At 65.4% G+C, this 24,813-nt stretch carries 21 protein-coding genes and 1 tRNA gene; 12 read left to right on the top strand and 10 right to left on the bottom strand.

Annotation, left to right across the window (positions count from 1 at the left end; translation table 11 throughout):
• Positions 1–42 precede the first annotated feature (42 nt).
• Positions 43–594 carry a nucleotidyltransferase family protein gene (locus ATE67_RS04585; protein WP_058815452.1) on the top strand — a complete coding sequence of 184 codons (552 nt, stop codon included), beginning with the start codon at positions 43–45 and terminating at the stop codon, positions 592–594.
• Positions 595–707: 113 nt separating this feature from the next.
• Here ATE67_RS04585 and ATE67_RS04580 read toward each other — a convergent pair whose 3' ends face one another.
• On the bottom strand, positions 708–2,462 hold the full coding sequence (locus ATE67_RS04580) for a ParB/RepB/Spo0J family partition protein (RefSeq protein ID WP_058815451.1): 1,755 nt from the start codon (positions 2,460–2,462) through the stop codon (positions 708–710).
• Positions 2,463–3,202: 740 nt separating this feature from the next.
• On the opposite strand from ATE67_RS04580, the gene ATE67_RS04575 reads away from it, so the two are divergent.
• The 3 genes from ATE67_RS04575 (at position 3,203) to ATE67_RS04565 (ending at position 5,334) form a co-directional block, all read left to right on the top strand.
• Positions 3,203–3,433 carry a helix-turn-helix transcriptional regulator gene (locus ATE67_RS04575; RefSeq protein WP_058815450.1) on the top strand — a complete coding sequence of 77 codons (231 nt, stop codon included), beginning with the start codon at positions 3,203–3,205 and terminating at the stop codon, positions 3,431–3,433.
• Positions 3,420–3,626, top strand: a complete 207-nt coding sequence (locus tag ATE67_RS04570) for a hypothetical protein (protein WP_058815449.1) — start codon at positions 3,420–3,422, stop codon at positions 3,624–3,626. Before ATE67_RS04575 ends, ATE67_RS04570 begins: the two co-directional genes overlap by 14 nt.
• A gap of 76 nt (positions 3,627–3,702) precedes the next feature.
• Complete coding sequence (locus tag ATE67_RS04565; RefSeq protein WP_058815448.1) at positions 3,703–5,334, top strand: recombinase family protein; 1,632 nt, start codon at positions 3,703–3,705, stop codon at positions 5,332–5,334.
• Between the two features lie 19 nt (positions 5,335–5,353).
• On the opposite strand, the gene ATE67_RS04560 is transcribed toward ATE67_RS04565, so the two are convergent.
• The 5 genes from ATE67_RS04560 to tkt all read right to left on the bottom strand — a co-directional run bounded on the left by ATE67_RS04560 (position 5,354) and on the right by tkt (position 11,210).
• Positions 5,354–6,010: an O-methyltransferase gene (locus tag ATE67_RS04560; RefSeq protein ID WP_058815447.1), complete on the bottom strand. Its 657-nt coding sequence runs from the start codon at positions 6,008–6,010 to the stop codon at positions 5,354–5,356.
• 4 nt (positions 6,011–6,014) lie between these two features.
• Positions 6,015–6,905 carry a fructose bisphosphate aldolase gene (locus ATE67_RS04555; protein WP_058815446.1) on the bottom strand — a complete coding sequence of 297 codons (891 nt, stop codon included), beginning with the start codon at positions 6,903–6,905 and terminating at the stop codon, positions 6,015–6,017.
• Positions 6,906–6,984: 79 nt separating this feature from the next.
• Entirely contained in the window at positions 6,985–8,181 is a 1,197-nt protein-coding gene (locus tag ATE67_RS04550; protein ID WP_058815445.1) for a phosphoglycerate kinase, read from the bottom strand.
• A gap of 17 nt (positions 8,182–8,198) precedes the next feature.
• On the bottom strand, positions 8,199–9,206 hold the full coding sequence (gene gap / locus ATE67_RS04545) for a type I glyceraldehyde-3-phosphate dehydrogenase (RefSeq protein ID WP_058815444.1): 1,008 nt from the start codon (positions 9,204–9,206) through the stop codon (positions 8,199–8,201).
• A gap of 36 nt (positions 9,207–9,242) precedes the next feature.
• A complete protein-coding gene (gene tkt, locus ATE67_RS04540; RefSeq protein WP_058815443.1) occupies positions 9,243–11,210 on the bottom strand; it encodes a transketolase in 1,968 nt (655 codons plus the stop codon).
• A 157-nt stretch (positions 11,211–11,367) separates the two neighbouring features.
• Between tkt and ATE67_RS04535 the strand changes: the two genes are divergently transcribed.
• The 4 genes from ATE67_RS04535 (at position 11,368) to ATE67_RS04520 (ending at position 13,011) form a co-directional block, all read left to right on the top strand.
• Positions 11,368–11,565 carry a hypothetical protein gene (locus ATE67_RS04535; protein ID WP_058815442.1) on the top strand — a complete coding sequence of 66 codons (198 nt, stop codon included), beginning with the start codon at positions 11,368–11,370 and terminating at the stop codon, positions 11,563–11,565.
• On the top strand, positions 11,558–11,980 hold the full coding sequence (locus ATE67_RS04530; protein ID WP_058815441.1) for a cell division protein ZapA: 423 nt from the start codon (positions 11,558–11,560) through the stop codon (positions 11,978–11,980). The genes ATE67_RS04535 and ATE67_RS04530 overlap by 8 nt, the downstream gene beginning before the upstream one ends.
• Positions 11,981–12,205: 225 nt before the next feature.
• Positions 12,206–12,784, top strand: coding sequence for a 5-formyltetrahydrofolate cyclo-ligase (locus tag ATE67_RS04525; RefSeq protein WP_058815440.1), 579 nt, complete (start codon positions 12,206–12,208; stop codon positions 12,782–12,784).
• On the top strand, positions 12,781–13,011 hold the full coding sequence (locus tag ATE67_RS04520) for a DUF2842 domain-containing protein (protein ID WP_058815439.1): 231 nt from the start codon (positions 12,781–12,783) through the stop codon (positions 13,009–13,011). The genes ATE67_RS04525 and ATE67_RS04520 overlap by 4 nt, the downstream gene beginning before the upstream one ends.
• Before the next feature lie 79 nt (positions 13,012–13,090).
• Here the strand turns inward: ATE67_RS04520 and ATE67_RS04515 are convergent.
• Positions 13,091–13,167, bottom strand: a tRNA-Asp gene (locus ATE67_RS04515).
• Positions 13,168–13,210: 43 nt separating this feature from the next.
• Positions 13,211–14,308: an AI-2E family transporter gene (locus ATE67_RS04510; RefSeq protein ID WP_058815840.1), complete on the bottom strand. Its 1,098-nt coding sequence runs from the start codon at positions 14,306–14,308 to the stop codon at positions 13,211–13,213.
• A gap of 299 nt (positions 14,309–14,607) precedes the next feature.
• Between ATE67_RS04510 and ATE67_RS04505 the strand changes: the two genes are divergently transcribed.
• The 4 genes from ATE67_RS04505 (at position 14,608) to ATE67_RS04490 (ending at position 22,409) form a co-directional block, all read left to right on the top strand.
• Positions 14,608–15,615, top strand: coding sequence for a DUF11 domain-containing protein (locus ATE67_RS04505; RefSeq protein WP_058815438.1), 1,008 nt, complete (start codon positions 14,608–14,610; stop codon positions 15,613–15,615).
• On the top strand, positions 15,615–16,076 hold the full coding sequence (locus ATE67_RS04500) for a DUF11 domain-containing protein (RefSeq protein WP_058815437.1): 462 nt from the start codon (positions 15,615–15,617) through the stop codon (positions 16,074–16,076). The genes ATE67_RS04505 and ATE67_RS04500 overlap by 1 nt, the downstream gene beginning before the upstream one ends.
• Before the next feature lie 74 nt (positions 16,077–16,150).
• Complete coding sequence (locus ATE67_RS04495; RefSeq protein WP_058815436.1) at positions 16,151–17,221, top strand: DUF11 domain-containing protein; 1,071 nt, start codon at positions 16,151–16,153, stop codon at positions 17,219–17,221.
• Positions 17,222–17,321: 100 nt separating this feature from the next.
• Positions 17,322–22,409 carry a DUF11 domain-containing protein gene (locus ATE67_RS04490; protein WP_231728047.1) on the top strand — a complete coding sequence of 1,696 codons (5,088 nt, stop codon included), beginning with the start codon at positions 17,322–17,324 and terminating at the stop codon, positions 22,407–22,409.
• A gap of 88 nt (positions 22,410–22,497) precedes the next feature.
• Here ATE67_RS04490 and ATE67_RS04485 read toward each other — a convergent pair whose 3' ends face one another.
• Both ATE67_RS04485 and ATE67_RS04480 read right to left on the bottom strand, forming a co-directional pair.
• Entirely contained in the window at positions 22,498–23,799 is a 1,302-nt protein-coding gene (locus ATE67_RS04485) for a dihydrolipoamide acetyltransferase family protein (RefSeq protein WP_058815434.1), read from the bottom strand.
• A gap of 4 nt (positions 23,800–23,803) precedes the next feature.
• The gene (locus tag ATE67_RS04480) at positions 23,804–24,808 is read right to left on the bottom strand and encodes an alpha-ketoacid dehydrogenase subunit beta (RefSeq protein WP_058815839.1); all 1,005 of its coding nucleotides are present in this window, start codon (positions 24,806–24,808) and stop codon (positions 23,804–23,806) included.
• Positions 24,809–24,813 lie beyond the last annotated feature (5 nt).

Raw genomic sequence — 24,813 nt, 5'->3', positions numbered from 1 at the left:
ATAAATTCCACCGTCTGGACGGGCAAATGCTATAGCGGGGCAATGGGTTTCGGCGACCATCTCTCCAGCATTCTCGAAAATGACCATCGTCGAATGGCCGCGCTCAAAGCGGTGGAGGAACTGTCGCTGCCTGATGGATGGATTGGGGCCGGCTTCGTCCGCGATGCGGTCTGGGATTATCTGCATGGCCGGGCGGCCGACTTGCCCGCGGGCGATGTCGATGTCGTCTGGTTCGACCGCCACCGCGTGGAGGAGAGACATGACCGGGAAATCGAAATCCGGCTCCGCCAACAGCAGCCGGATTTCGATTGGTCGGTAAAGAATCAGGCGCGGATGCACCTCCGCAACGGCGACAGGCCTTATGCCTCGGTGATGGAGGCCATGCGGTTCTGGCCGGAAACGGCCACGGCCGTAGCGGTGCGGCTCGTTTCCGATGGGTGGCTGGAAATCAATGCACCGTTCGGGTTGGATGATTTGTTCGCGCCCCGCCTCGTGCCGACGTCATCATTCACCGGTGCGAAGCGGCACATTTTCGATGGTCGTGTCGCCAGCAAAAAATGGCTCTTGCGCTTTCCACTACTGCAATACGGATAAGCGGCGTCCAGGCCCTTGCCTGTTTCGCGAAAAGAATGCCCGGCGCTGTGCGCCGGGCGAAAAATTGGGGGAAACGGGCGATACCGTTCCCCCCAATTGCTTCCCGACGATCATCAAGCGGCTTCGCGCATTTCCGGTTCGTCCTCGACCTGTGCCGGGGCGAGCAGCGGCGCAATGCGCTCGCTCCGCTCGACACAGCCAATGCCGCCGCGAGCCGTGTAGCCCGAGGGCGGAAAGGCGAACCATTTGGGAAGCCAGCCGTTCACCTGCGCCCGGCCATTGCTGCCGCTGAGACAATCGACGAGGATGCCGCGTTGCACCTTGGTAGTGGCCCCGGCATTGGCCTCCGCCACGTCCGCGCCCGCGACCTCGGCAACGACCGCGCCCAGCAATTGCTTGTCGCGGATCAACTCGGGCAGCACGGCATCATCCTGCCAGCAAGTCCGCATGTCGGTGCCGATCAACTCGCCGAGATAATCGACTTCGGCGCTGCCGACCGCCAGCGTCTCGCCCATCACGACGGGAAGGATGCGCATCACCGCCTCGTCGGACAGCGCCGCCAAGCGGGCGAACAAGCCCGCAACACCATGATCGCCATCATAGCCGCCGGTGACAGTCGGCGCTTCGGGATCGAACCCGAGCAGGGCCAGCACCTCGCGGCGCTTCGTATCGAACGCGGCTTCGCTTGCCGACACCTCGACGCTCTCGGTGATCGCATCGCTCACCGCGCGCTGCTTCTCGACATCGACCCGCCACAGCGGCGATCCGACAATGGCATGAGCAACCATCATGCGAAGGGCAACGCCGGTGTCGGACAGCAGGGATGCCCGGACAGCGGCATGGCGGTGAAGATCGACATAGCTGCCGAGCGCCGCGCTGACCTCCGGGCGAACCGGCTTAGGTGTATCGGCTCCCGCTGCCCCCTTGGCGCGCTGCCGCGCTTCCTTGGTGGTGATATAGCCCTCATGGAAGGCGACCTCGCCGCGATGGCTGATGGTCACGAATATCTTGCCGCCCTTCTTCTTCGGGCAGCGTTCATAGTCCCAGCTATCGAAATAGGCCCCGCGCGCCATGATGATGACGTCGGTCCAGCCGCTATCGCGATAAAAGTCCGCCTGCTTCTCGACCTCGGCCATCTGCGTGGTCCAGAAGGCTTCGCTATCGGCAAAATAGCTGTCCTCGCCGAACAGGTCGGAGACGATCTCGCCCGTATAGTCTGCGACGTCGAACATCGCGACCTTGGTGGCGATCACGCTGCCGCCGAACAGCCATGATTTGAGTTGGCTTCCGGTCGGCGCGTGTTTCTCGGGACAATCGACCAGCGCCAGCCATTCGCGCTGCTGCGCCTTGTTGGCGAGAGTCAGGTGCCGCATCGTCACCGCATCGATTTTCTCAGCGCGATACATATTGCGGATGCGGGGGAGCAGATTGCCGATGGCGAGGGTCCGCTTCACCTGCAAGCCGGTCAGCCCGAAGGTGAGCCCGATATCCTCGACGCTCCGCCCTTCACGGACAAGCCGCGTGAAGGATTCGCAGCGGTTCACCTCATCGGGGTCGAGGCGGGCGATATTCTCGATCAGCGAGGCTTCCAAGGCCGCCGCATCGTCCCCGGCTTCGATCACCGCGCAGGGCAGCGGGTCGATGCCGTCCTGTTCCTCGGCCACGGTCAGCGCCGCGTGATAGCGCCGCTTGCCTGCAACGATCTCATAGGTGCCTTCCGCTTCGCTCGGTCGGACGATCAGCGGTACGAGGATGCCGCGCGCCCGCACCGACGGCAGGATGTTCGTGAGGTCCGGCTTCTTCGTGATTCCGCGCATGTTGGCGGACGACACGACAAGCCGCGACAGTTCGATATGCTGGAAATCCATGATTTCTCTCCTAGCTCCAAAACCACCGCAGCCCCGGCTGAGCGGGGGGAGCGGCGAGAGCGACCGGAGAGGCCCGCCACCAAGGCAGGGCGCACCCGAAGGGTCGGAACAGAGTGGAGAACCCCGCAGGGGTTGCGCTCTGCCGGGCGGGGCTCAGAGGAGAGCGACGCTCCCACCGCACGGCCGGAGGCCACCGCCATCGCGCGGCACGCGCGATGACCTTCGGGCCGGAGCCTGGCTCCGGCCCCTTCGCGTCAGCGATCGTCACGGCGTCAGCCGACGAGACGGCGCGTAGCGGCGGCTCGGTGGAGCGCAGCGACATAGAGCGCGACCGCCGCAGGCGGGACGCCAAGTACTTCACCTCGACATCATAATGGGCATGATCGGCACTGAAATGCCTCACCCATTGCCCCGTCAGGCGGGGTGCTCCAGAGTCGCACACAGCGGGCAGACCACCGAACAGGAGGTATGCGGCGATATGCAAATGGACATCGCGACATGATCGCGGACCCCGCGATTTCGCCAGAACCCGATCCGGTTCTTTTCGGAGCTTTCCTATCGTCGCTTATTGGCGCCTGGAGCCGCCGATTGAGCGCCATTGTTCGCCAGCGCCTGTTTTTGCACTCTATGGTGCGATGGTGCTGGAATGCGGCGAAAAGGCGCTTGCGCCGCAAGAGGCCACGCCCAAGATTTACTCGCAGGGGGCATCGTCAACCACCGCCTGTCGGAGATAATCCCCCATGCCCTCTCCCGAACGTATCATTCGTCTGAAGACCGTCCTCGACCGCACGGGCCTGTCGCGCTCGACCATCTATCGCAAGATGGCCGAAGGCAGTTTCCCGCCGCAATTGAAGATCGGCATTCATGGTGCAGGCTGGCATGAATCGGCGATCGATCGCTGGGTTTCCAACCCCGCCGCCTATCGCCCGGACAACGATAACGACGTGGAGCGCGGCGATGCACGAGGATGACCCGCTGCCCAAAGGGAATATCGCTCCCGCCAATGACAATGCGCCCGTTCTGCCCGCCGCTCAAGTCGAGGTGGCGCTGACGCGGATCGCCGAAGCGGTCGGACGGCATATCGCCCGCGAGCATATTCGCGCGCGCAAAGCGGCGAACGACAATGAGCCGGACGGGAAAAAGCCAAACCCGCCAAAGCATTGACGCTAGGGTCTCTGGGCGCGACACTGTCTTATCCGGTTGGGGAGGCCTGCTGCCCGCCACTCGAAAGGGAGACGCCATGATCCGCGCCGCGCTCTACGCCCGCTATTCCTCCGACCAGCAAAACCCGGCATCCATCGCCGACCAGCAGCGCATCTGCCGCGAGCACGCGGCACGCGAGGGATGGCAGATTGTCGGCAGTTTCGAGGACGCGGCGATCTCGGGATCGAGCATGATCCTGCGTCCCGGTGTCCAGAAGTTGCTTGCCGATGCACAAGCGGGCAAGTTCGATATCGTCGTGGCCGAAGCGCTCGACCGCATATCGCGCGATCAGGCCGATATCGCGACCTTCTACAAGCATCTCCAGTTTGCAAGGGTGCCGCTCGTCACCCTCGCCGAAGGTGAAATCTCCGAGCTGCATGTCGGGCTCAAGGGGACGATGAACGCATTGTTCCTGAAAGACCTCGCGAAGAAGACGCATCGCGGCCTGCGTGGGCGGGTCGAGAAGGGCTTCTCTGCCGGTGCGGTCGGCTATGGCTACCGGATGGTCCGCCGCCTCACCAGCGAGGGCGAGCTGGTACGCGGCGAACGCGAGATCGATCCGATGCAGGCATTGATCGTCGAGCGCGTCTTCCGCGAGTTCGCGGACGGCAAGAGCCCGCTCGGCATTGCGCGCGACCTCAACGCCGATGGCATCCCCGGTCCGAAGGGGCTTGCGTGGCGCGATACCAGCATCCGCGGCGACGTGCGACGCGGCACCGGCATCATCAACAACGAGCTTTATGTCGGCGTCCGCGTCTGGAACCACAAACATTATGTCACCGATCCGGGCAGCGGCAAGCGGGTCACGCGCTTCAATCCCGAATCCGAATGGATCAGGAACGAGGTGCCCGAGCTTCGCATCGTCAGCGACGAGATGTGGCAAGCGGCCAAGCGCCAACAGGCGGCGCTTGCCGAGCGCCATACCGGGATCAGGGAGGCGGCGCGGGCCCGCGCGCTCCTGAATGCGCGGCGTCCCGCCTATCTGCTTTCGGGCCTCCTTGAGTGCGGCGTCTGCGGCAGCACCTATGCCATCGTCGTCGATGACCGCTATGGCTGCGTCGGTCATCATCGCAGCAGCAACTGCCCCAACGGCCGGACAATCCGGCGCGAGGAGTTGGAGCGCCGAGCGCTCGCGGGTATTAGCGACAGGCTGGTCACGGCTGACAAGATCGATGCCGCCGTTGCCGCCTATGCCGCCCACATCAACCGGGAGAACCGCGAGCAGCGTGTTCAGGTCGATGCCGACAAGCGGGCGCTTGCGACGGTCGAGCGCGCCATCGCCGGGATCATGGCGGCGATCGAGGATGGGCTGTATCAGCCGACTATGAAAGCGCGGATGGCCGAACTCGAACGGGAGAAGATTGAAATCACCACGCGCCTTGCCGAGGCGCCCGCCGACGTTCCCGACGTCCATCCCGGCATTGCCGAAATCTACAAGCGCAAGGTAGCGGCGCTCACCGCCACGCTCAAAGACCCCGAAACCCGGCTTGATGCCTCAAGCGATATCCGATCGCTCGTCGGCAAGATCGTCCTGCATCCGGGCGCAAAGCGCGGCGAGGTTCATGCCACACTCCACGGCTCGCTCATCGGGATATTGGACTTCACCAACGATAACCCGCACTCCGAAGCCCGAGTTATAACATCGGTGGCCCCGGGTTCGCGGGGATGACGATGAACGCGGACCGGGGTCAGCGCACCCGCGCCAGCACAAAACCGTCCCACTTCTTCGCCCCGACCGTCTGCACCGCCGTCGCGTCCACCCGCGGATCGGCGCTCAGCATGTCGAACAGCGCGCGCGTCCCGACGATGCGCTCATCGTCGCTGTCGACCTCCAGCACCCCACCCTCGCGCACGACATTGTCGACGATGATCGTCATCCCGCTGCGGCCGAGGCGGATCGCTTCGTCCACATAAAGCGCGTTATTCTGCTTGTCCGCGTCGATGAACGCAAAGTCGAACGGCGCGTCGCCGCCCATCGCCGCCAGGCTGTCGGCCGCCCGACCGACGCGGAGGTCGATCTTGCCCGACACCCCCGCGCGCTCGAAATTCTCGCGCGCGACCGCCGCATGATGCGGCTCCAGTTCCAGCGTCACCAGTGACCCGTCGTCAGGCAAAGCCCGCGCCAGCCAGATCGTCGAATAGCCGCCGAGCGTTCCGACTTCGAGAATGCGTTTCGCCCCGGCCATCTGCGCGAGCAGAAAGAGCATCTTGCCCTGCGCCGCCGACACGTCGATCGGCGGCAAGCCCTTGGCGGCATTGTTGGCGAGGGCGGCGGCAAGCGCGTCGTCGGCGCCGAGCAATTTGCCGGCGATATACTCGTCGACCGCTTGCCACCCCTCTCCCATCACTTCAGGCCACGGAGGCCGCGTGAATTTCGTCGATCGCATCGCCCAGCGAGGTGTTGAATTCCTCGTCGCTCATCTGGTGGCGGAGGTCTTCCAGCAACGCGCGGCTGAAGCTCGCGATGATGCCGGGGTTCTTTGCCAGTTCGGCGCAGGCCTCGGGACGCGCGAAACCGCCCGACAGCGCGACGATGCGCAGCACCTTGGGATGGTCGACCAGCGGCTGGAACAGACCCGCCTCGGTCGGCAGCGACAGCTTGAGCATCACCGGCGCGCCGGTCCATGCGTCGAGCGCCGCGAGCGTTTCCTTCAGCAGCAAGCGGTCGGCGGCGTCGCGCTCGGCGCTCTTGATGTTGACCTCGGGCTCGATGATCGGGACGAGACCGTGCGCCGCGATGCGCGCGGCTTCGGCAAACTGCTGCTCGACGATCGCCTTGATCCCGACCGGGTTCGCGAGGTTGACGACGCTGCGCATCTTGGTTCCGAACACACCCTTCGCGACCGCGCGTTCGCACAGATCGTCGAGGCCGGGGTTCGCCTTCATCAGCTGCACGCCGTCGGCTTCGTCCTCGAGCCCCTTGTCGACCTTCAGGAAAGGCACGACGCCGCGTTCCCAGAGAAGCGCAGGAACCGGCTTGCCGCCTGCTTCGCCGTCCATCGTGCGCTCGAACAGGATCGCGCCGATGACCTTCTCGCCGTTGAAGCAGGGCGACGTGACGATGCGCGAGCGCATGTCGTGGATCAGCGCGAACATTTCCTCGTCGTTCGCGAAGGCGTCACTTTCGATGCCATAGCCCTTCAGCGCCTTGGGCGTCGACCCGCCGCTCTGGTCGAGCGCGGCGATAAAGCCCTGCCCCGATTTGATCTGTTCCAGCATCTCGGCATTGGCGGTGGTCATAGAATCTCCGGCTGTTTGCATACGTATGTGGCGGCGCGCATAGCGACCCCGCGGGCGGGATGCAAATGCGTCGGAAAAATCAGGTTTTGAGCGCGTCGACGCCCGGCAGCGGTTTGCCTTCCATCCATTCAAGGAAGGCGCCGCCCGCGGTCGAGACAAAGGTGAAATCGTCCGCCACGCCGGCATGGTTCAGCGCCGCCACCGTATCGCCGCCACCCGCGACCGAAATCAGCGAGCCCTCGCGGGTCAGTGCCGCCGCGGTCTTGGCGAGCGCGACGGTCGCGGTGTCGAACGGCGGCGTCTCGAACGCGCCGAGCGGGCCGTTCCACACCAAAGTGCGGCAGTTTTTGAGGACATCGGCGAGCGCCTCGACCGCGGCGGGGCCGACGTCGAGGATCATTTCGTCGGCCGCGACTTCGTGGACGTTCACGGTGCGCGTCGGTGGATTGGGCGCGAATTCCTTCGACACGACGACGTCGTACGGCAGGTGGATCGTGCATCCCGCGGCGTCGGCGCTGTCGAAGATCGCGTTGGCGGTATCGACCAGATCATGCTCGCACAGCGACTTGCCGACATCGACCCCGCGCGCGGCGAGGAAGGTGTTCGCCATGCCGCCGCCGATGATCAGATGGTCGACCTTGCCGACGAGGTTGCGCAGCACATCGATCTTGCTCGACACCTTCGCACCGCCGACGACCGCGGCGACCGGATGCGCCGGATTGCCGAGCGCCGCGTCCAGCGCCTTCAGCTCGGCCTCCATCGCGCGGCCGGCATAGGCCGGGAGGCGACGGGCGACGCCTTCGGTCGACCCATGCGCGCGGTGGGCCGCCGAAAAGGCGTCATTGACATACAGGTCGCCAATTTCGGCAAGCGCGTCGGCAAAGGCCGGATCGTTCTTTTCCTCGCCGGGATAGAAGCGCGTGTTTTCGAGCACCGCGACATCACCCGGTGCGAGCACCGCGATGCCGGCTTTCGCCCCCTCGCCCACGCATTCGGGAATGAACATCACCGAGTGGCCCAGCACATCCTCGACCCCGCCCATCACGAGGCTCAAGGATTGCGTCGGGTTCTTCGCGCCCTTCGGCCGCCCGAAATGGGCGAGAAGCAGGACGATCGCGCCCTTGTCGGAAAGCTCGCGGATCGTCGGCATCGCCGCCTCGATCCGCGTCTTGTCGCCGACCGCGCCGTCGATCATCGGGACATTGAGGTCGACGCGCACCAGTATTTTCTTGCCGATAACGTCGCCGATGTCGTCGAGGGTCTTGAACGGGGTCATCGCTGCTTTCCTTTGGTTCAGAGGAACTTGGCGATCACGCCCGCAGTGTCGATCATGCGGTTCGAGAAGCCCCATTCATTGTCGTACCAGCTGAGCACGCGTACCAGCTTGCCGTCGATGACCGCGGTTTCGAGGCTGTCGATCGTCGAGCTGTGCGCATCGTGGTTGAAGTCGATCGAAACCAGCGGCTCGTCGGTGAAGCCGAGCACGCCCTTGAGTTCGCCCTCGGCGGCTTCCTTCAGCAACGCGTTGACCTCTTCCTTCGTCGTGTCGCGGCTGGGCGTGAAGGTCAGGTCGACGACCGAGACATTGGGGGTCGGGACGCGGATCGAAGAACCGTCGAGCTTGCCCTTGAGTTCGGGCAGGACGAGGCCGACGGCAACCGCCGCACCGGTGCTGGTCGGGATCATCGACATCGCGGCGGCGCGGGCGCGGCGCGGATCCGAGTGGATCTGGTCGAGGATCTTCTGGTCGTTGGTGTAAGCGTGGATCGTGGTCATCAGGCCGCGCTCAATGCCGATCTTCTCGTGCAGCACCTTGGCCATCGGGGCGAGGCAGTTGGTGGTGCACGACGCGTTCGAGACGATCACATGCTCGGCGCCGATCTTGTCATGGTTCACGCCATAGACGACGGTCAGGTCGACTTCCTTGGCGGGGGCCGAGATCAGGACGCGCTTGGCGCCGGCGTCGAGATGCGCCTGGCCGCCCTTGCGGTCGGTGAAAAAGCCCGTGCATTCCAGTGCGATGTCGATGCCGTTGGCAGCATGGGGCAGCTTGGCGGGATCGCGCTCAGCGGTCACCTGAATGCGCTTGCCGTTGACGATCAGGTCGTTGCCGTCGACTTCGACGGTGCCGTTGAACGGGCCATGGACCGAATCGCGCTGGAACAGGCGGGCGTTCGCCTTCGCGTCGGCTAGATCGTTGATCGACACCAGTTCGAGATCATGGTCGGTACGCTCCAGAATGGCGCGCGCCACATTGCGGCCGATGCGTCCGAAACCGTTGATTGCGACTTTCACTGCCATTTTGGAGCTGTCCTTTCTGCGTGTGGAGGCTTGGGCTTACGCGCCGAGCCGTGCCAGGATCTGGGGTGCGATAGCATCGGCGGTAAGGCCGAAATGCTTGAATAGGTCTTCGATCGGCGCCGACGCGCCAAAGCTGTCGATGCCGAAGCGCAGGCCGTGGCGGCCGGTGTAGCGTTCCCAGCCAAAGGTCGTGCCCGCCTCGATCGAGACAATCAGCGCGTCGTCGGGCAGGATGTCGGCCTGATAGGCTGCGGCCTGTTCGTCGAACAGCTCGGTTGAGACCATCGAAACGACGTCGGCGCCCTGCCCGGCGGCTTCCAGCTTGTCGGCGACCTCCAGCGCGAGCGAAACTTCGGAACCCGTCGCGACGAGCACGACCTTACGTGCGGACGAGGCCTCGCGAATACGGTAACCGCCTTTGGCGCAAAGATTTTCCGTGACGTCATGACGCAGCGGCGGGAGGTTCTGGCGGGTCAGCGCGAGCAGCGACGGCCGATCTTCCTGCGCGAGCGCCAGCGCCCAGCATTCGGCGGTCTCCACCGCGTCCGCGGGACGCATCACCAGCAGGTTCGGCATCGCGCGCAGCGACTGGAGATGCTCGATCGGCTGGTGCGTCGGACCGTCCTCGCCGAGGCCGATGCTGTCGTGCGTCATCACATAGACGACGCGCTGGCGCTGGAGCGCCGACAGGCGGATCGCGGCGCGGCAATAGTCGGCAAAGACCAGAAATGTGCCGCCATAGGGAACGACACCGCCATGCAACGCCATACCGTTCATCGCGGCGGCCATGCCGAACTCACGGATGCCATAATAGATATAGCGCCCTGAATAATCATTCTTCGTCAGAGCTTTGGTCGACGAAGTTTTAGTATTATTCGAGCCGGTGAGGTCGGCGCTGCCGCCGACGAGGGCGGCGATATCCGCGGTCAGCGCGCCAAGAGCGTTCTCTGACGCCTTGCGCGTCGCGACCGTCGGCGGCTCGGCGACGAGCCCGTCGAGATAGGCCTTGAACGCGTCGCCCGGAACGATCTTGCCGCTCAGACGATCTTCAAATTCCTTTTTCTTTTCGTTGCTTGCAAGGCGATCATTCCACTCGGCATGAAGCGCCTTGCCCTTCTCGCCAAACGCCGCCCATGCCGAAGCAATATCGGCGGGAATCACGAACGGTTCGGCGGTCCAGCCCAGCGTTTTGCGCGCCGCCGCGACTTCCTCGGTGCCCAGCGGCGACCCGTGCGTCGCCGACGTGCCCTGCTTGTTTGGGGCACCGAAACCGATGACGGTGCGGCAAGCGATCAGCGAAGGGCGCGGATCGGCAAGCGCGGCATCGATCGCACGGCGGATATCCGAGGGATCGTGCCCATCGCAGCTTTCGACATGCCAGCCGGTCGCCGCATAGCGCGCCGCGATATCCTCGCTCGTCGACAGGTCGGTCGATCCGTCTATGGTGATTTTGTTGTCGTCCCACAGCACCGTCAGGCGACCGAGGCCGAGGTGGCCGGCAAGCCCGATCGCTTCGTGGTTGATGCCTTCCATCAGGCAGCCATCGCCCGCGATCACCCAGGTGCGGTGATCGACGAGGTCGTCGCCATAGAGCGCGTTCAGATGCCGCTCGGCAATCGCCATGCCGACCGACGTTGCAAGACCCTGCCCCAGCGGCCCGGTCGTCGTTTCGACGCCCTCGAGCTCAAAATTCTCGGGATGCCCGGCGCAGGGGCTGTGGAGCTGACGGAAATTGCGAATGTCCCCGATCGTCGGACGCGCATAGCCCGCAAGATGCAGCGTCGCATAGGCGAGCATCGAGCCGTGGCCCGCCGACAGGACGAATCGGTCGCGATCGGCCCATTTCGGATCGGTCGGATCGAACTTCAGATAATCCGAATAAAGCACCGTGGCGACGTCGGCCATGCCCATGGGCATCCCCGGATGACCGCTGTTCGCGGCCTGTACGGCGTACATCGCAAGCGCGCGGATCGCGTTGGCGAGCTGACGTTCGGGCAGTGTCATTAGTCCCCCGGAAAAGCATGTGAAGGTGGCCGGATGCGGTGGGGACAGCCCTTTGCGGTGACGGGGTCAGGAGTCAACCGCCCGCGGCACAAATTAGCACGCATTTCGGCACTGAGAGGCGATTGCACGCCCCCGCCGGCGCTGCTACCCCTTCGCCATGGAACTCGATCTCGACGAATCCAGCCTGGCCATCGGCCGTATCGAACGGGCGTTGAGCCGCATCGAAAAGGCCCTGTCCGAACGGGCGAACCCCGCCCCCGCACCCGCCGCCAACGACCAGTCGGCGCTGAAAGCCGAAGTCGCCGCCGTTATCGGCGAACTCGACCGGCTGATCGCGGAGGCGAAGAATGGCTGACGTCAAACTCAACATCGCGGGCCGCGTCTACGATGTTCACTGCGCCGACGGACAGGAACCGCAGCTGGTGCAGCTCGCAGCGGTCGTCGACGAAAAGGTACGCAGCATGCCCGGCGGCACCGAAATCCGCCAGTTGCTCTTCGCGGCGCTGATGCTTGCCGACGAAGCGCAAGACGCAAAGGGCAAGGTCGACAAGGCCGAACCGCAGTCGGATTCACTCCGCGCCGCCGTGGCGCTCGCCGAAAGCCGCGAAGCGCAGGCGCGCGACGAGCTCAAGGAAGCGCTCGCCGAGCTTGCGGCGCTCAAGAAGGCGGCTCCGGCAAACGCCGCACCGCGTCCCTCGCACGACCGCGCGCTGATCCAGATCGCCGATCGCATCGAGGCGCTGGCGGAGAAGGTCGAGCAAATCCCTTGAGGCGGAGCGCCTGCGCCCCTACATAGGAGGCGGCGGGCACTGCCCGGTACGAGCTTTTGCGAAAATCCCTGAGGCGATACATCATCCTAGGGGGCTGTCCCTGCCCGGACCCTGGTCCGACGTATATGGTCCCCACCTGACGTTACTGGCGTCAGAGGATCTTCCAGCAAACGACCCACGGTGGTCCCGCCACCCGCCACTTGCCGTCCGAGGAGCCGGAAAAATATGGGTTCCGACGACCTCGCCCGGCAAAAGCAGCTTTTCCGTGAGAAATTGCGATTTCGACGCAAGCATTTCGCCGCAAACCTCGATCCATTGGCGAAGTTGACGGCGTTTCGCGCCTTGCCCGCGGCGCTCGCCGAGATCGTCGAATCGAGCACCCCCGTCGCGGCCTATGTTGCCTGGGGCGATGAACCCGACGTACTTCCGATGCTCGCCGATCAAGCGGCGCTGGCGCTGCCGCATCATCAACACCGAGGGGACGTGATGGATTTCCGCCTCTGGAGCCCCGGCGATGCGCTCGATAGCGGTCCGTGGAGCACCCGGCAGCCTGTCGATACAGCCGACGCCGCAAACCCCGGTCTCATCTTCTGCCCGCTCGTCGGTTTCGACCGACGCGGCGGCCGCCTCGGCCAGGGCGGCGGCCATTACGACCGTTATTTCGCCCTTCATCCCGACATTCCTCGGATCGGGGTTGCCTGGTCGGTGCAGGAAGTCGATGCCGTTCCTGCCGGACCGACCGACATCGCGCTCGACGCGATCCTCACCGAACAAGAATATATCCTGACCGGAGACCGACTGTGAGCCAGCTTCCGCCCGATCCGCCACCAAGCTGGCGCAAGCCAGCGGGTATCTTTCTGATCCTGGCGCTCATCGGCATCTGGGCCGCGGGCGTCGTCGCGCTGTCGCCGTGGGTCGGCAGCTGGCCAATCCTCGTCCAGTCAGTCTTCTACCTCATCGCCGGCATCGTCTGGATATTGCCGCTGAAGCCGTTGCTGCGCTGGATGGAGCTTGGGCGGTGGCGCGGCTGAGAAGCCGCGCCAACCCGCAATATTCCATTGATGCATGGTCCCAAGCTGCGGTGGCCATTTCGCCCGAAAGGGCAGGAAATGGCGCGAGTGACGGGGCTCGAACCCGCGACCTCCGGCGTGACAGGCCGGCACTCTAACCAACTGAGCTACACCCGCGTGTGCTTGGGAGCAGCGCCAATATGCGCCGCGCTTCGGCCTGTCAACCGTCGCTGTCTTCCTTTGCGCGATTTAATCGGTCGCGCATCTCGTCGGTCGTCGTCAGCGTTCCGCGCTCGAAAAGGAAACCCGCCAAATCCGGGGTTCCCGTCGATGCCAGCACGGTCTGGAGAATGAGCAGCAACGGCACCGCAAGCAAGGCGCCGGGCGTTCCCCACACCCATCCCCAGAAGCTCAGCGAGACGAGAATCAGCAGCGGATTCACCGTGAGCCGCTTGCCGAGCACAAGGGGAGTAATGAGATTCGCCTCGACCAGATGCACGCCGATGAAGATCAGCGCGGGCAGGAGCGCGATTCCCACCGCGTCGAAGGTCATCAGCCCACCCAGCCCGAGCAGCGCCGCGGCGACGATCGGGCCCAGATAAGGCACGAAATTGCACAGGGAGACGATTCCGCCCCACATGAACGGCGACGGCATGCCCAGCGCCCAGAGCAAAAGCGAGACGATCAGCCCCAGGAAAGCGTTGATCATCGTGATCGTCGCCAGATAGTCGGCGGTCGCATCGACGACATTCTGAATCACGCGCGCGGTCTGCAGCGCGCCGTCGAAGCTGCCACGACGGCGGATCGTGCCCTTGCGCAGCCGCGTCCAGCCGGCGAGGAAGAAGAAGATCACCAGCACCGCGAAAAAAAGCTGGATCGCGGCGGCAGGCGCGGCCGAGATGAAATAGTCGACGACCGACGACGGCGCCTGCGCCGCGACCGCCTGCGCCGTGGCCTCGGTCCCCGACGCCACCGACATCAAGGTTCGGTCGACAAATTTCTGCAGGCTCGAATAGAAGTCGATGAGCGGCGCGAGGTTGCTCTGGATACGCGGAATCGATTCGGGAATCCTTGCAAACCAACCGGTTGCGGGCAGCACGATGATCGCGAGCGCCGCGTTCACGATCGCCAGAAACCCTGCCAGCGCCAAGAAAGCGGCCAGTGCCGACGGCGCTCCGCGCCGCTCGAGCCATTCGAGCGGCGGCACCAGCGCGATCGAAATGACGATCGCGGCGGTCAGCGGCAGGAAGAATTCGGCGCCGGCCTTCAGCGCGAATGGCAGCCCCAGGCAGAAACTCGCACCGAAAATCAGCGCCATGGCGGCGAGCAACCGGTCGCGCCGGAAATCGTCGATCTCGATCCGGCGCAGGGGATCGTCGCGCGCGTCGCGGGCGTCCTTTCGTCCCCTGTCTTCAGCCACTCGAACGCCCTCCCCGGTTAACCGCTTCATCTTACGCGACCTTTACCGGTCGCGCCAGCCCGCCGCTGGTGCGCCGAACCGGGGGGCCCGATTGTCCCCTTATGGGGCAAAATGCCGTGTTGCACCGGTATTTTAACCGGAAATTACCCTTTTTCTCCGAAAGCTGGCGCACAGACCAGCTATCGGAGTCAGACATCATGATGAAAGCGCCTGTGGGGGGCGCGAAGCATCATCAGCTTCTTCTTCCCTCTTCGACCGCCCTTGCGCTCGCCATAGCGCTCCTTTCGCCATCACAAGCCTACGCCGCAGGCACGCGCGCGGGGACGACGATCAGCAATACGGCCAGCGCCAGCTACGACACCGGCGGCGGCCCGCAAACGATCGATTCGAACCGCGTCGACCTGCGCGTGGACGAGCTGCTCGACGTCACCGTCGCCACCGGCAACCCGTCGGATGTCCCGACGACGCCGGGAGCGACCGGACAGGTCCTGACCTATACGGTGACCAACACCGGCAACGGCCAGGAAGCCTTCGGGCTCAGCACGATCGCGAACGTCGGCGGCGACGATTATGATCCCGTCGTCACCCAGCTCTATATCGACAATGGCGACGGCGTCTTCGACGCTAGCACCGACACGCTCTATACGCCCGGCGCGAACGATCCGGTGCTTAATCCGGACCAGAGCGCGCGCATTTTCGTGCTTTCGACGACGCCCGGCACCGTCACCGACGGCAATCGCGGTATCGTGACGCTCGTCGCCGCCGCGAAGACCGGCACGGGCGCGCCCGGCACCAGCTTTGCGGGCCAAGGTGAAGGCGGCGGCGATGCCGTCGTCGGTTCGACCGGCGCCGACGGGCAGGACAATGGCGCCTATCGGGTTGCGGCCGCGACCGTTTCGCTCGTCAAATCGGCGAGTATTGTCGATCCGTTCGGTGGCAGCGAGCCGGTTCCGGGCGCGACGATCACCTATACGATCACCGCGACCGTCGCCGGCACCGGATCGGTCAGCGGCCTCGCCATCACCGACAATATTCCCGCCGATACCGCCTATGCCACGGGTTCGATCACGCTCGGCGGCAGTCCGCTGACCGACGCGGCCGATGCCGATGCCGGCGATTACAACGGCTCGCGCATCCGCGTGCAGCTCGGCACCGTCGCCGGCGGCCAGACCCGCACCGTCACCTTCCGCACGAGGATCAACTGATGCGCAAGCTCCTTCTCCTTCTGCTCGCGGCGCTTGCGCCAGCACCCGCAGTCGCGGCCGATCAGGTCGCGCTCGACAACAGCGTCTTCGTCGAGCGCGTCTCGACCGACGCCAACGGCAAAGAGCGGATACTGCTCGAAGAGCCGACGGTCGTCGTGCCCGGCGACAAGCTGGTGTTCGTGCTCGCTTATCGCAACGCGGGCGCCCAGCCGGCGGACAAGTTCGTGATCACGAACCCGATGCCCGCCGCGGTCCGGTTCGCCGACGCGGGGAACGGCCCGGTCGTTTCGGTCGATGGCGGCAAACAATGGGGCACGCTCGATACGCTGACCATCGCCTCGGCCGACGGCACACGCCGCGCCGCGCAGCCCGCCGACGTCACGCATATTCGCTGGGCTTTTCAAAAGCCCATTCCCGTCGGCGGTTCGGGCAAACTCATGTTTCGGGGAGTAGTAAAATAGTCCTTTGAATAAAGCCGCTTAACGGTTGCCAGCGGTGGGGAAACAGGCAGCCAACCAAGCCTAGGAGCTCAGCTATGACCAGCAAGCTGACTTACTTGGGTGCCATCAGTTTGGCAGCGGTTGCAATGGCCGCTGCCACCCCGGCCTATGCCGCCGGGACGACTGCGGGCACCTCGATTACCAATACCGCCACCGTCGACTATCAGGTCGGTGGCGTCGCGCAGACGCAGCAGCAGGCGACGAACACTTTCACGGTCGACCGCAAGATCAACCTGACGGTTGCGGAAACCGGCAATGCCACGACCACGGTCGTGCCGGGCCAGACCAACGCCGTGACGACCTTCTCGCTGACCAACACGTCGAACGAAGTGCTCGATTTCGCGCTCGTCGCCTCGCAGCTCGCGACCGGCGGCACGCCCGCGCACGGCGGCACCGACGCGTTCGACGTGACGAACGTCCGGATCTATCGCGATGCGACCACCGGCACGGTCGGCAGCTGGGACGCTGCGGACACACTGGTGACCTATATCGATGAACTGGCGGCCGACGCGTCGGTCACCTTGTTCATCGTCGCCGACGTACCGGGCGGCGCCGGCGCGCCGACGAACGGGCAGATTTCGGGCGTCACGCTCCGCGCGACCGCGCGCGAGGGCGGCCTGGCGGGCACGCAGGGCGCGGCGATCACCGAAACAACCGGCGCGAACACCGCGGGCAAGGACACCGTCTTTGCTGATACGGCGGGCGTGGCGGGCGATGCGGCGCGCGACGGTTCGCACAGCGATAACGACGACTATACCGTCCAGACGGCGACGCTTGCGGTCACCAAGACCAGCCGTGTCATTTCGGATCCGTTCAATATCACGACGAATCCGAAGCTGATCCCGGGGGCAGTGGTCGAATATTGCATCCAGGTGGCGAATACCGGCGGCGCTGCCGCGACGTCGGTCGTGATCAACGACCCGGTTCCCGGCCAGCTGACCTTCAGCACCGGTACGATCCTGCTCAACGGCACGGTCACCGCCGGCACCTGCAATGCCGATGGCGCAGCGGGCGGCAGCTATGTGGCGCCGAACGTGTCGGGCACCATTGCAACGATCGCAGCGGGCGCAACGCGCACGCTCGTGTTCCGCGCGACGGTCAACTGACCTGACGGAGTAACGGGGCAGCGAGGGCAAGCGTGAAGAGCGCACCCCCGCTGCCCTCTTCGGGACCAGCATGAAGCTCCGCCAGGCATATCTGTCTTTCATGACCGCGCTGTTCGCGGCAGCTTCGCTGCCTGCGGCGCCGGCGGCTGCCCAAGTGATTTCCAATACCGCCGCGGCGCAATGGACGGACAACGGCCAGCCGGCCCAGACGCTGTCGAACCGCGTCGACGTGACCGTCCGGCCGCGTCCGCCCGAACAGCCCGTCATCCGCACCTATCGCCTGCTGAACGACGGCGGCGACAAGTCCGTCCCGCTCGTGCCGACGCAGTGCGGCGGCTCGGTTATCGCGGCGCGGGGCCTTTCGGCCGCCAGCAGCGGCAATCTCATTCAACTCGCCGGCCCCTATGCCGGCATGCCGACTAGCCCGGCCTCGCTGCAGAGTGCGGATTCGTTCCGCGCCGGCGAGGTGCTGGTCGTCGGCGTCACGCTCGCATCGGCCAACGTCGATTCGCAGGCGCGGGACGCGCTGGCCGTCACGCTCGACCTCGCCAACGGCGACAGCGAGCAGATAACTCTGACTGAAACCGCCACCAACAGCGACGAATTCGTCGGCTTCATCAATACGATCGGCGTGCCGCCGCCGGTCGTGGCGGGCGATTGCCGCCTGTCGGTCAACCCGGGATCGCCGATCCAGCTGCGCGTGACCGACCGCGCGAACGCCAGCCTGGTCGCGATCGCGACGATCGACTTCCTCGTCGATCCTTTCGGCATCGTGTTCGACAGCGGCGATGGTGCGGCCGTACCGGGCAGCCGCGTTACCCTGATCAACACTGCGACGGGGCAGCCCGCGCAGGTGTTCGGCGACGACGGCGTGTCCGCCTATCCCTCGACGGTCGTCACGGGGCAGACTGTCACCGACGCGAGCGGGCGGGTCTACAGCTTTCCCCCCGGCGACTATCGTTTCCCCTTTGTGGCGCCCGGCTCCTACCGATTGGTGGTCGAGCCGCCCGCGCCCTACACCGCGCCCTCGGCATCGAGCGCAGCGGATCTCGCGGGTCTGCGCCGTCCCGACGACGGCCTGCCCTTCACCATCATCGACGCCAGCTATGGCCGCGTTTTCACGCTCGACAGCCCTGCACCCGTGCGCGTCGACATTCCCGTCGATAAGCCGGGCCTGCCGCTGACGCTGCGCAAGACGACCTCGACCGTGGTCGCGGTGCCGGGCGACGTCGTGCAGTATCGGATCGAGGTCGCAAACGGCGACGCGCGGCGCACGACCGGCGCGGTGACGGTCAGCGATACGCTGCCGTTCGGCATGCGCCTGCGCGCCGATACCGTGCGTGCGAACGGCACGCGCATCGACGCGGCCCTGAACCCCAACGGACGCGACTTCACCGTCACCCTGCCCTCGATCGCGCCCTCCGGCACGGTCCTGCTCACCTATCTGGCCGAGGTCGTTGTATCGGCGCAGCCCGGCAACGCGCTCAATCGTGCCTCGGCCGCCGACAATCGCGGCAGCCAGAGCAACATCGCCGAGGCGACGATCTCGATCAAACGCGATCAGCTCGGCGACCGCATGACGATCATCGGCCGCATCACCGACGGCGGATGCGGTGTCGATCCGGGCAAGACGCGGGGCGTCGCGGGCGTCCGCGTCATGCTGCAGGACGGCAGCTATACCGTCACCGACGAGGACGGCCGCTATCATTTCGAGGGCGTCCGCCCCGGCCTGCACGTCGTCCAGATCGATCCGTCGACGATGCCGCTCGACCGCGCGCCCATCGACTGCGCCCGCTCGACCGCGAGCGCAGGCAGCCCGATCTCGCGCTTCGTCGAGGGCCGCGGCGGTTCGCTGAAGCGCGCCGACTTCCGCGCTACGACCGCTGCCCCCCGCACCGCGCCAGACAAGGCGAAATTCGCGGCGCCCATGCCGCTTGGCGGGCCGGACGCGGCGGGCGCGAACCGCGACTGGCTGGCGGGCCAGGCGCCGGGCATCGGTTGGCTGTTCCCCGACGTCGATCATAATCCGCGCACCAAGGCGGTGCGCGCCGCGATCAAGCATGCCCCGGGCCAAACGGTCGCGCTGACGATCAACGGCAAGCCGGTCGATCCGCTCGCTTTCGATGGCGTCAGCAAATCCGCGGACGGCCAGATCGCCGTCAGCCTGTGGCGCGGCATCGAGCTCGGCGAAGGCAACAACAAGCTGGTCGCGCAGGTGAAGGACGAAAATGGCGCGGTGGTCGAGACGCTCGACCGCATCGTCCACTACGCCAACATCCCGATGCGCGCGGCGCTGATCCGCGAAAAGTCGGTGCTGATCGCCGATGGCGTGACGCGCCCGGTGATCGCGGTGCGCTTGACCGACCGCGACGGCAGGCCGGTCCGCTCGGGCCTGACCGGCGACTTCAGCGTCCCCGCACCTTACTATCCCGCCGTCGAAGCCGATGCCCAGCAGGCGCGCCAGCTTGCGGGCCTCGAGCGCGCGCAGCCCGTGTGGCGCGTCGATGGCGACGACGGCATCGCCTATATCGAACTCGAACCGACGACCGCATCGGGTACGCTGACGATGGATTTCGCTTTCCGCGACGACAAGGTCGAGCGCCGGCAGACGATCGAAACCTGGCTCGATCCGGGCGACCGTCCGTGGACCGTCGTCGGCTTTGCTGCGGGCACGATCGGCTACAACACGCTCGATGACCGCATGGAGCCCGTGGCGGAGACTCTCGACGACCTCAACGCCGACGCCCGCCTCGCGCTCTACGCAAAGGGCCGCGTGCAGGGCAAATGGCTGATGACGCTGTCCTACGACAGCGACAAGGACAAGGACGACGCCCGTTTCGGCGGCGTGATCGATCCGCGCGCCTATTATACCATCTATGCCGACCGCAACGAGACGCGCTACGACGCCGCGTCGGTGCGCAAGCTCTACCTGCGCCTCGAACGCCCGCAATTCTATGCGATGTTCGGCGATATCGAGACCGGCATTTCGGAACCGGAGCTCGCCCGCTATCAGCGCGCCCTCAACGGCGGCAAGGCCGAATATCGCGGCCGTAACGTCGCCGCGACGGCGTTCGTCGCCGACACGCCATACCGTTTCCGCCGCGACGAGATTCAGGGCAACGGCCTGACCGGACCGTACCAGCTCGGCGCGCGCGATATCCTACCGAACAGCGAGCGGATCCTCATCGAAACGCGCGACCGGCTGCACAGCGAGCGCATCGTCGAGAGCGTCAGCCTGACGCGTCATGTCGACTATGACATAGACTATCTGGCGGGCACGATCCGCTTCCGTTCGCCGGTGCTCAGCCGCTCGTCGAACCTCGACCCACAGTTCATCGTCGCCGAATATGAGGTCGATGGCGTCGGCGAGCGCGTGCTCAACGCCGGCGGTCGCGTCAGCTTGTCGTCGAATGACGAAAAGATCCGCGTCGGCGCGACCTTCATCCACGACGAGGACAGCAACGCCAAGACCAACCTCGGCGGTGTCGACGCGCGCTATCGTCCAAATGCCGACACCGAAGTGCGCGCCGAATATGCGGTGAGCGACGCAAAGGCCAAGAATGGCTCAGCCACCGCCGCTGCGGGCACCGCGAAGGCGTGGCTGATCGAGGCCGAGCATCACAGCAGCAATGCCGACTTCCTCGCCTATATCCGCGAGCGCGAGACGGGCTTCGGCGCCGGCCAGCTCAATCGCGGCGAAGACGGCACGCGCAAGTTCGGCGTCGATGCGCGCCTGCGCGCGACGCGCAGCCTGTCGGTGACCGGCAGCGCCTGGCAGGAAGACTATCTCGACGTCGATGCGCGCCGCCGCGCTGCGCGCGCGCTGGTCGAATATGACAATGGCACCACGCTGATGCGCGCCGGGCTGACGCACGCCGACGACCGCCTGTCGGACGGGTCGCGCAATATCTCGAACATCGTCCAGCTCGGCGCGACGCAGCGGCTGTTCGACAAGAAGCTCGAACTCGACGCGCAGACCGAGTTCGCGCTTGGCGGCAAGGACGCGAGCATCGACTTCCCGACCCGTCACCGCATCGGCGCGCGCTATGCGGTGACGCGCGAGGTCAATCTGGTCGGCAGCTATGAAATCGCCGACGGCGACACGGTTCGCGCGCGCACCGCGCGCCTCGGCTTCGATCTGACGCCCTGGGCCGGCGGCCGCATCCTCGCGACCGCGAACCAACAGGAGCTTGGCGAATATGGCCCACGCAGCTTCGCCGCCTATGGCCTGTCGCAGTCGCTGAAGCTCGACGAGCATTGGTCGGTCGACCTGTCGCTCGACGGTAACCGCACGCTCGGCGGCATCCGCGCCGGCGACGTGCTCAACGCCGACCAGCCGGTCGCGTCTGGGGGCTTCCTCGGCGACAATGGTACGCTGAGCGAGGATTTCACCGCGATCAGCGCCGGCGCAACCTATCGCACCCAGCGCTGGACGATCACGGGCCGCGCCGAATATCGCGATGGCGAACTGACCAACCGCTATGGTCTGACGCTCGGCGGCCTCCGCCAGCTCGGCGAAGGCGAAGCGCTCGGCGCGCTGTTCACCTATGCCAAGGCGAGCGGCGCGGGCACGACGCCGACGACGGAAGTCATCACCTTCGAGGCGAGCTGGGCGCATCGTCCGGCCGAATCACGGGTCGCGTGGCTCAACAAGAGCGAGTTCCGTTCGGACAAGGTTCGCGACGCCATCGCCGGTCAGGCCGGCCCCGTCGGCGACATCCCGCTGACGATTGACGGCGACGCAACCAGCCGCCGCCTGCTCAACAGCCTGTCGGTGGGCTGGACACCGCTCGGTGACCGCGGCATCGGCAGCGGCGACGGCTGGTACGAACGCGCCGAAATCGGCCTGTTCTGGGGCACGCGCTACAATTTCGACCGCTTCGGCGCGGACGATGTCAAGGGCTGGTCGAACCTGCTCGGCGCCGACCTGCGCTTCAACCTGACCGAGACTATCGATATCGGCGCTTCGGGCACGGCGCGGATCGGCACCGGCGGGGATACCGTCGCGTGGGCTGGCGGGCCGACGGTGACGCTGGCGCCGATGAAGAACGCCAACATCACCTTCGGCTATAATTTCGCGGGCTTCCACGACCGCGACTTCGAAGACGCGCGTTTTTCGCGCTCGGGCGTCTATGTCACCTTCAAGTTGAAGTTCGATCAGACGAGCTTTGCCGGCCTGGGGCTATAAAAACCGTCGCCCCCGCGAAGGCGGGGCCGCTGGAGACCTCGCGTTAAGCCGATTGCGGCCCCCGCCTTCGCGGGGGCGACGGCTCTTTTCAATCCGCGAACAGCAAGACCGGCGTCTCGATCAGCTTCTTGAGCGCCTGGACATAGCTGGCGGCGTCCCAGCCGTCGACGACGCGGTGGTCGCAGCTGATCGACAGGTTCATCAGCTTCGCTCGGCGGATGTCGTCGCCGTCGAAAACCGGACGCTCGACGATCTTGTTCGGGCCGATGATCGCCACCTCGGGCCGGTTGATCACCGGCGTCGTCGCGATGCCGCCGAGCGGGCCGAGCGAGGTGACGGTCAACGTGCCGCCGGTCAATTCCTCGACCTTCGCCTTGCCGGCGCGCGCAGCTTCGGCAAGGCGCGTGATTTCGCTCGCGAGTTGCCAGACATTCTTGTCCTGCGCGTCGCGGATCACCGGAACCATCAGCCCCGCATCGGTCTGCGTCGCCATGCCGAGATGCACGGCGCCGTAGCGCGTGACCACGCCGCCTTCGTCGTCGTAGCGCGCGTTGATCATCGGAAACTGCGGGATCGTGCGGCAGATCGCAACGATCAGGAAGGGCAGCATCGTGAGCTTCGGACGCCCGCCGCGATTGGCGTTCAAATCGGCGCGCATCTCTTCGAGTGCGGTGACGTCCATTTCCTCGACATAGGTGAAGTGCGGGATCGCACGCTTCGACGCCGCCATATTCTCGGCGATCTTGCGGCGCATGCCGATGACCTTGATCGGCTCGTCGGCGCGCGCACGGCTGGCACCGGGGGCGTGATAGCCCTGGCCGCCGCTGTAGCGGAGGAAAGCGTCGAGGTCGGAATGGCGGATGCGGTCGCCCTCGGCGTGCACCTGGCCGAGGTCGACGCCGAGATCCTTGGCGCGCGCGCGGACGGCGGGGGAAGCGAGGACTTTCGCCTCTTCTCCCCTCCCGCTTGCGGGAGGGGTCGGGGGAGGGCTTGTTTCGGTTACAACCGGCGTAGGAGTGGGTTCGACAGGCCCTCCCCCAGCCCCTCCCGCAAGCGGGAGGGGAGCAATTTCTTCAGCCCCCGGCGTTTCCGCGACGATTTCTTCCTCGACCGGCATGTCGGCAGGCGGCGCCTCGACATCGCCGTCGCTGTCTGTCTCGATCACCGCCAGCGTCGACCCGATCGGAATCAGGTCGCCGACTTCGCCTGCCAGTTCGACGACGATCCCTGAAACGGGCGACTCCATTTCAACGGTCGCCTTGTCGGTCATCATGTCGGCGAGCTGCGCATCTTCTTCGACGCGCTCGCCTACACGCACGTGCCAGGCGACGATTTCAGCCTCGGCGATGCCTTCGCCGATGTCGGGCAGACGGAATGAATAGCGGGCCATGGCGTCAGTCCTTCAAAATCTTGGTCAGCGCAGTCGCGATACGGATGGGACCTGGGAAATAGGCCCATTCAAGACTGTGCGGATAGGGCGTGTCGAAACCGGTCACGCGTTCGACCGGCGCCTCGAGATGATAGAAGCAGCGTTCCTGCACCAGCGCGGCAAGTTCGGCGCCGAAACCCGAGGTGCGTGTCGCTTCGTGGATGATCAGGCAGCGGCCGGTCTTTTTCACCGACGTTTCGATCGCGTCGATATCGAGCGGCAGCAGCGTACGCAGGTCGATGATTTCGGCGTCGATGCCCATTTCCTCGACGATCGTCTTGGTGACATGGACCATCGTGCCATAAGCGAGCACGGTCAGCGCTTCGCCCTCGCGCACCGTCGCGGCCTTGCCGAGGTCGATGCGGTAATAGCCCTCGGGCACCGCGCTCGCATCATGCTTCGACCAGGGCTCGACCGGACGGTCGTAATAGCCGCTGAACGGGCCGTTGTAGATGCGCTTGGGCTCGAGAAAGACGACGGGATCGTTGTCCTCGATCGCCGCGATCAGCAGGCCCTTCGCATCATAAGGATTTGAAGGGATGACCGTTTTCACGCCGCAGATATGCGTCATGATGCTTTCGGGCGACTGGCTGTGCGTCTGGCCGCCGAAGATGCCGCCCCCGAAGGGGGTGCGCACTGTCATCGGGCAGATATAGTCGTTGGCCGAGCGATAGCGCAGCCGCGCCGCCTCGCTGACGAGCTGGTCGAGCCCCGGATAGATATAGTCGGCGAACTGGATCTCGGGGACCGGGCGCAGGCCATAGGCGCCCATCCCCACCGCCACGCCGATGATGCCGCATTCGTTGATCGGCGTGTCGAACACCCGCGTCTTGCCATGCTTTTTCTGCAGGCCCGCGGTCGCGCGGAAGACGCCGCCGAAAAAGCCGACGTCCTCGCCCATCACCACCGTGTTGGGATCGCGTTCGAGCATGACATCCATGGCGCTGTTGATCGCCTCGATCATGTTCATGGTCT

Origin of the sequence: Sphingopyxis sp. H050, assembly GCF_001468265.1 — a bacterium.
Classification (GTDB): domain Bacteria; phylum Pseudomonadota; class Alphaproteobacteria; order Sphingomonadales; family Sphingomonadaceae; genus Sphingopyxis.
The sequence above is the reverse complement of the archived record's forward strand: the minus strand, read 5'-3'. Positions and strand labels throughout refer to the sequence as shown.

Bases quoted from the DNA above. Each gene is read 5' to 3' on its own strand.
- ATE67_RS04500 (WP_058815437.1), top strand. From the start codon at position 15,615: ATGCGCAAGCTCCTTCTCCTTCTGCTCGCGGCGCTTGCGCCAGCACCC.
- ATE67_RS04560 (WP_058815447.1), bottom strand. From the start codon at position 6,010: ATGGGAGAGGGGTGGCAAGCGGTCGACGAGTATATCGCCGGCAAATTG.
- gap (WP_058815444.1), bottom strand. From the start codon at position 9,206: ATGGCAGTGAAAGTCGCAATCAACGGTTTCGGACGCATCGGCCGCAAT.
- ATE67_RS04530 (WP_058815441.1), top strand. From the start codon at position 11,558: ATGGCTGACGTCAAACTCAACATCGCGGGCCGCGTCTACGATGTTCAC.
- ATE67_RS04485 (WP_058815434.1), bottom strand. From the start codon at position 23,799: ATGGCCCGCTATTCATTCCGTCTGCCCGACATCGGCGAAGGCATCGCC.
- ATE67_RS04535 (WP_058815442.1), top strand. From the start codon at position 11,368: ATGGAACTCGATCTCGACGAATCCAGCCTGGCCATCGGCCGTATCGAA.
- ATE67_RS04575 (WP_058815450.1), top strand. From the start codon at position 3,203: ATGCCCTCTCCCGAACGTATCATTCGTCTGAAGACCGTCCTCGACCGC.
- ATE67_RS04565 (WP_058815448.1), top strand. From the start codon at position 3,703: ATGATCCGCGCCGCGCTCTACGCCCGCTATTCCTCCGACCAGCAAAAC.
- ATE67_RS04505 (WP_058815438.1), top strand. From the start codon at position 14,608: ATGATGAAAGCGCCTGTGGGGGGCGCGAAGCATCATCAGCTTCTTCTT.
- ATE67_RS04570 (WP_058815449.1), top strand. From the start codon at position 3,420: ATGCACGAGGATGACCCGCTGCCCAAAGGGAATATCGCTCCCGCCAAT.
- ATE67_RS04580 (WP_058815451.1), bottom strand. From the start codon at position 2,462: ATGGATTTCCAGCATATCGAACTGTCGCGGCTTGTCGTGTCGTCCGCC.
- ATE67_RS04510 (WP_058815840.1), bottom strand. From the start codon at position 14,308: ATGGCGCTGATTTTCGGTGCGAGTTTCTGCCTGGGGCTGCCATTCGCG.
- ATE67_RS04480 (WP_058815839.1), bottom strand. From the start codon at position 24,808: ATGAACATGATCGAGGCGATCAACAGCGCCATGGATGTCATGCTCGAA.
- ATE67_RS04555 (WP_058815446.1), bottom strand. From the start codon at position 6,905: ATGACCACCGCCAATGCCGAGATGCTGGAACAGATCAAATCGGGGCAG.
- ATE67_RS04550 (WP_058815445.1), bottom strand. From the start codon at position 8,181: ATGACCCCGTTCAAGACCCTCGACGACATCGGCGACGTTATCGGCAAG.
- tkt (WP_058815443.1), bottom strand. From the start codon at position 11,210: ATGACACTGCCCGAACGTCAGCTCGCCAACGCGATCCGCGCGCTTGCG.
- ATE67_RS04490 (WP_231728047.1), top strand. From the start codon at position 17,322: ATGACCGCGCTGTTCGCGGCAGCTTCGCTGCCTGCGGCGCCGGCGGCT.
- ATE67_RS04525 (WP_058815440.1), top strand. From the start codon at position 12,206: ATGGGTTCCGACGACCTCGCCCGGCAAAAGCAGCTTTTCCGTGAGAAA.
- ATE67_RS04585 (WP_058815452.1), top strand. From the start codon at position 43: ATGGGTTTCGGCGACCATCTCTCCAGCATTCTCGAAAATGACCATCGT.
- ATE67_RS04495 (WP_058815436.1), top strand. From the start codon at position 16,151: ATGACCAGCAAGCTGACTTACTTGGGTGCCATCAGTTTGGCAGCGGTT.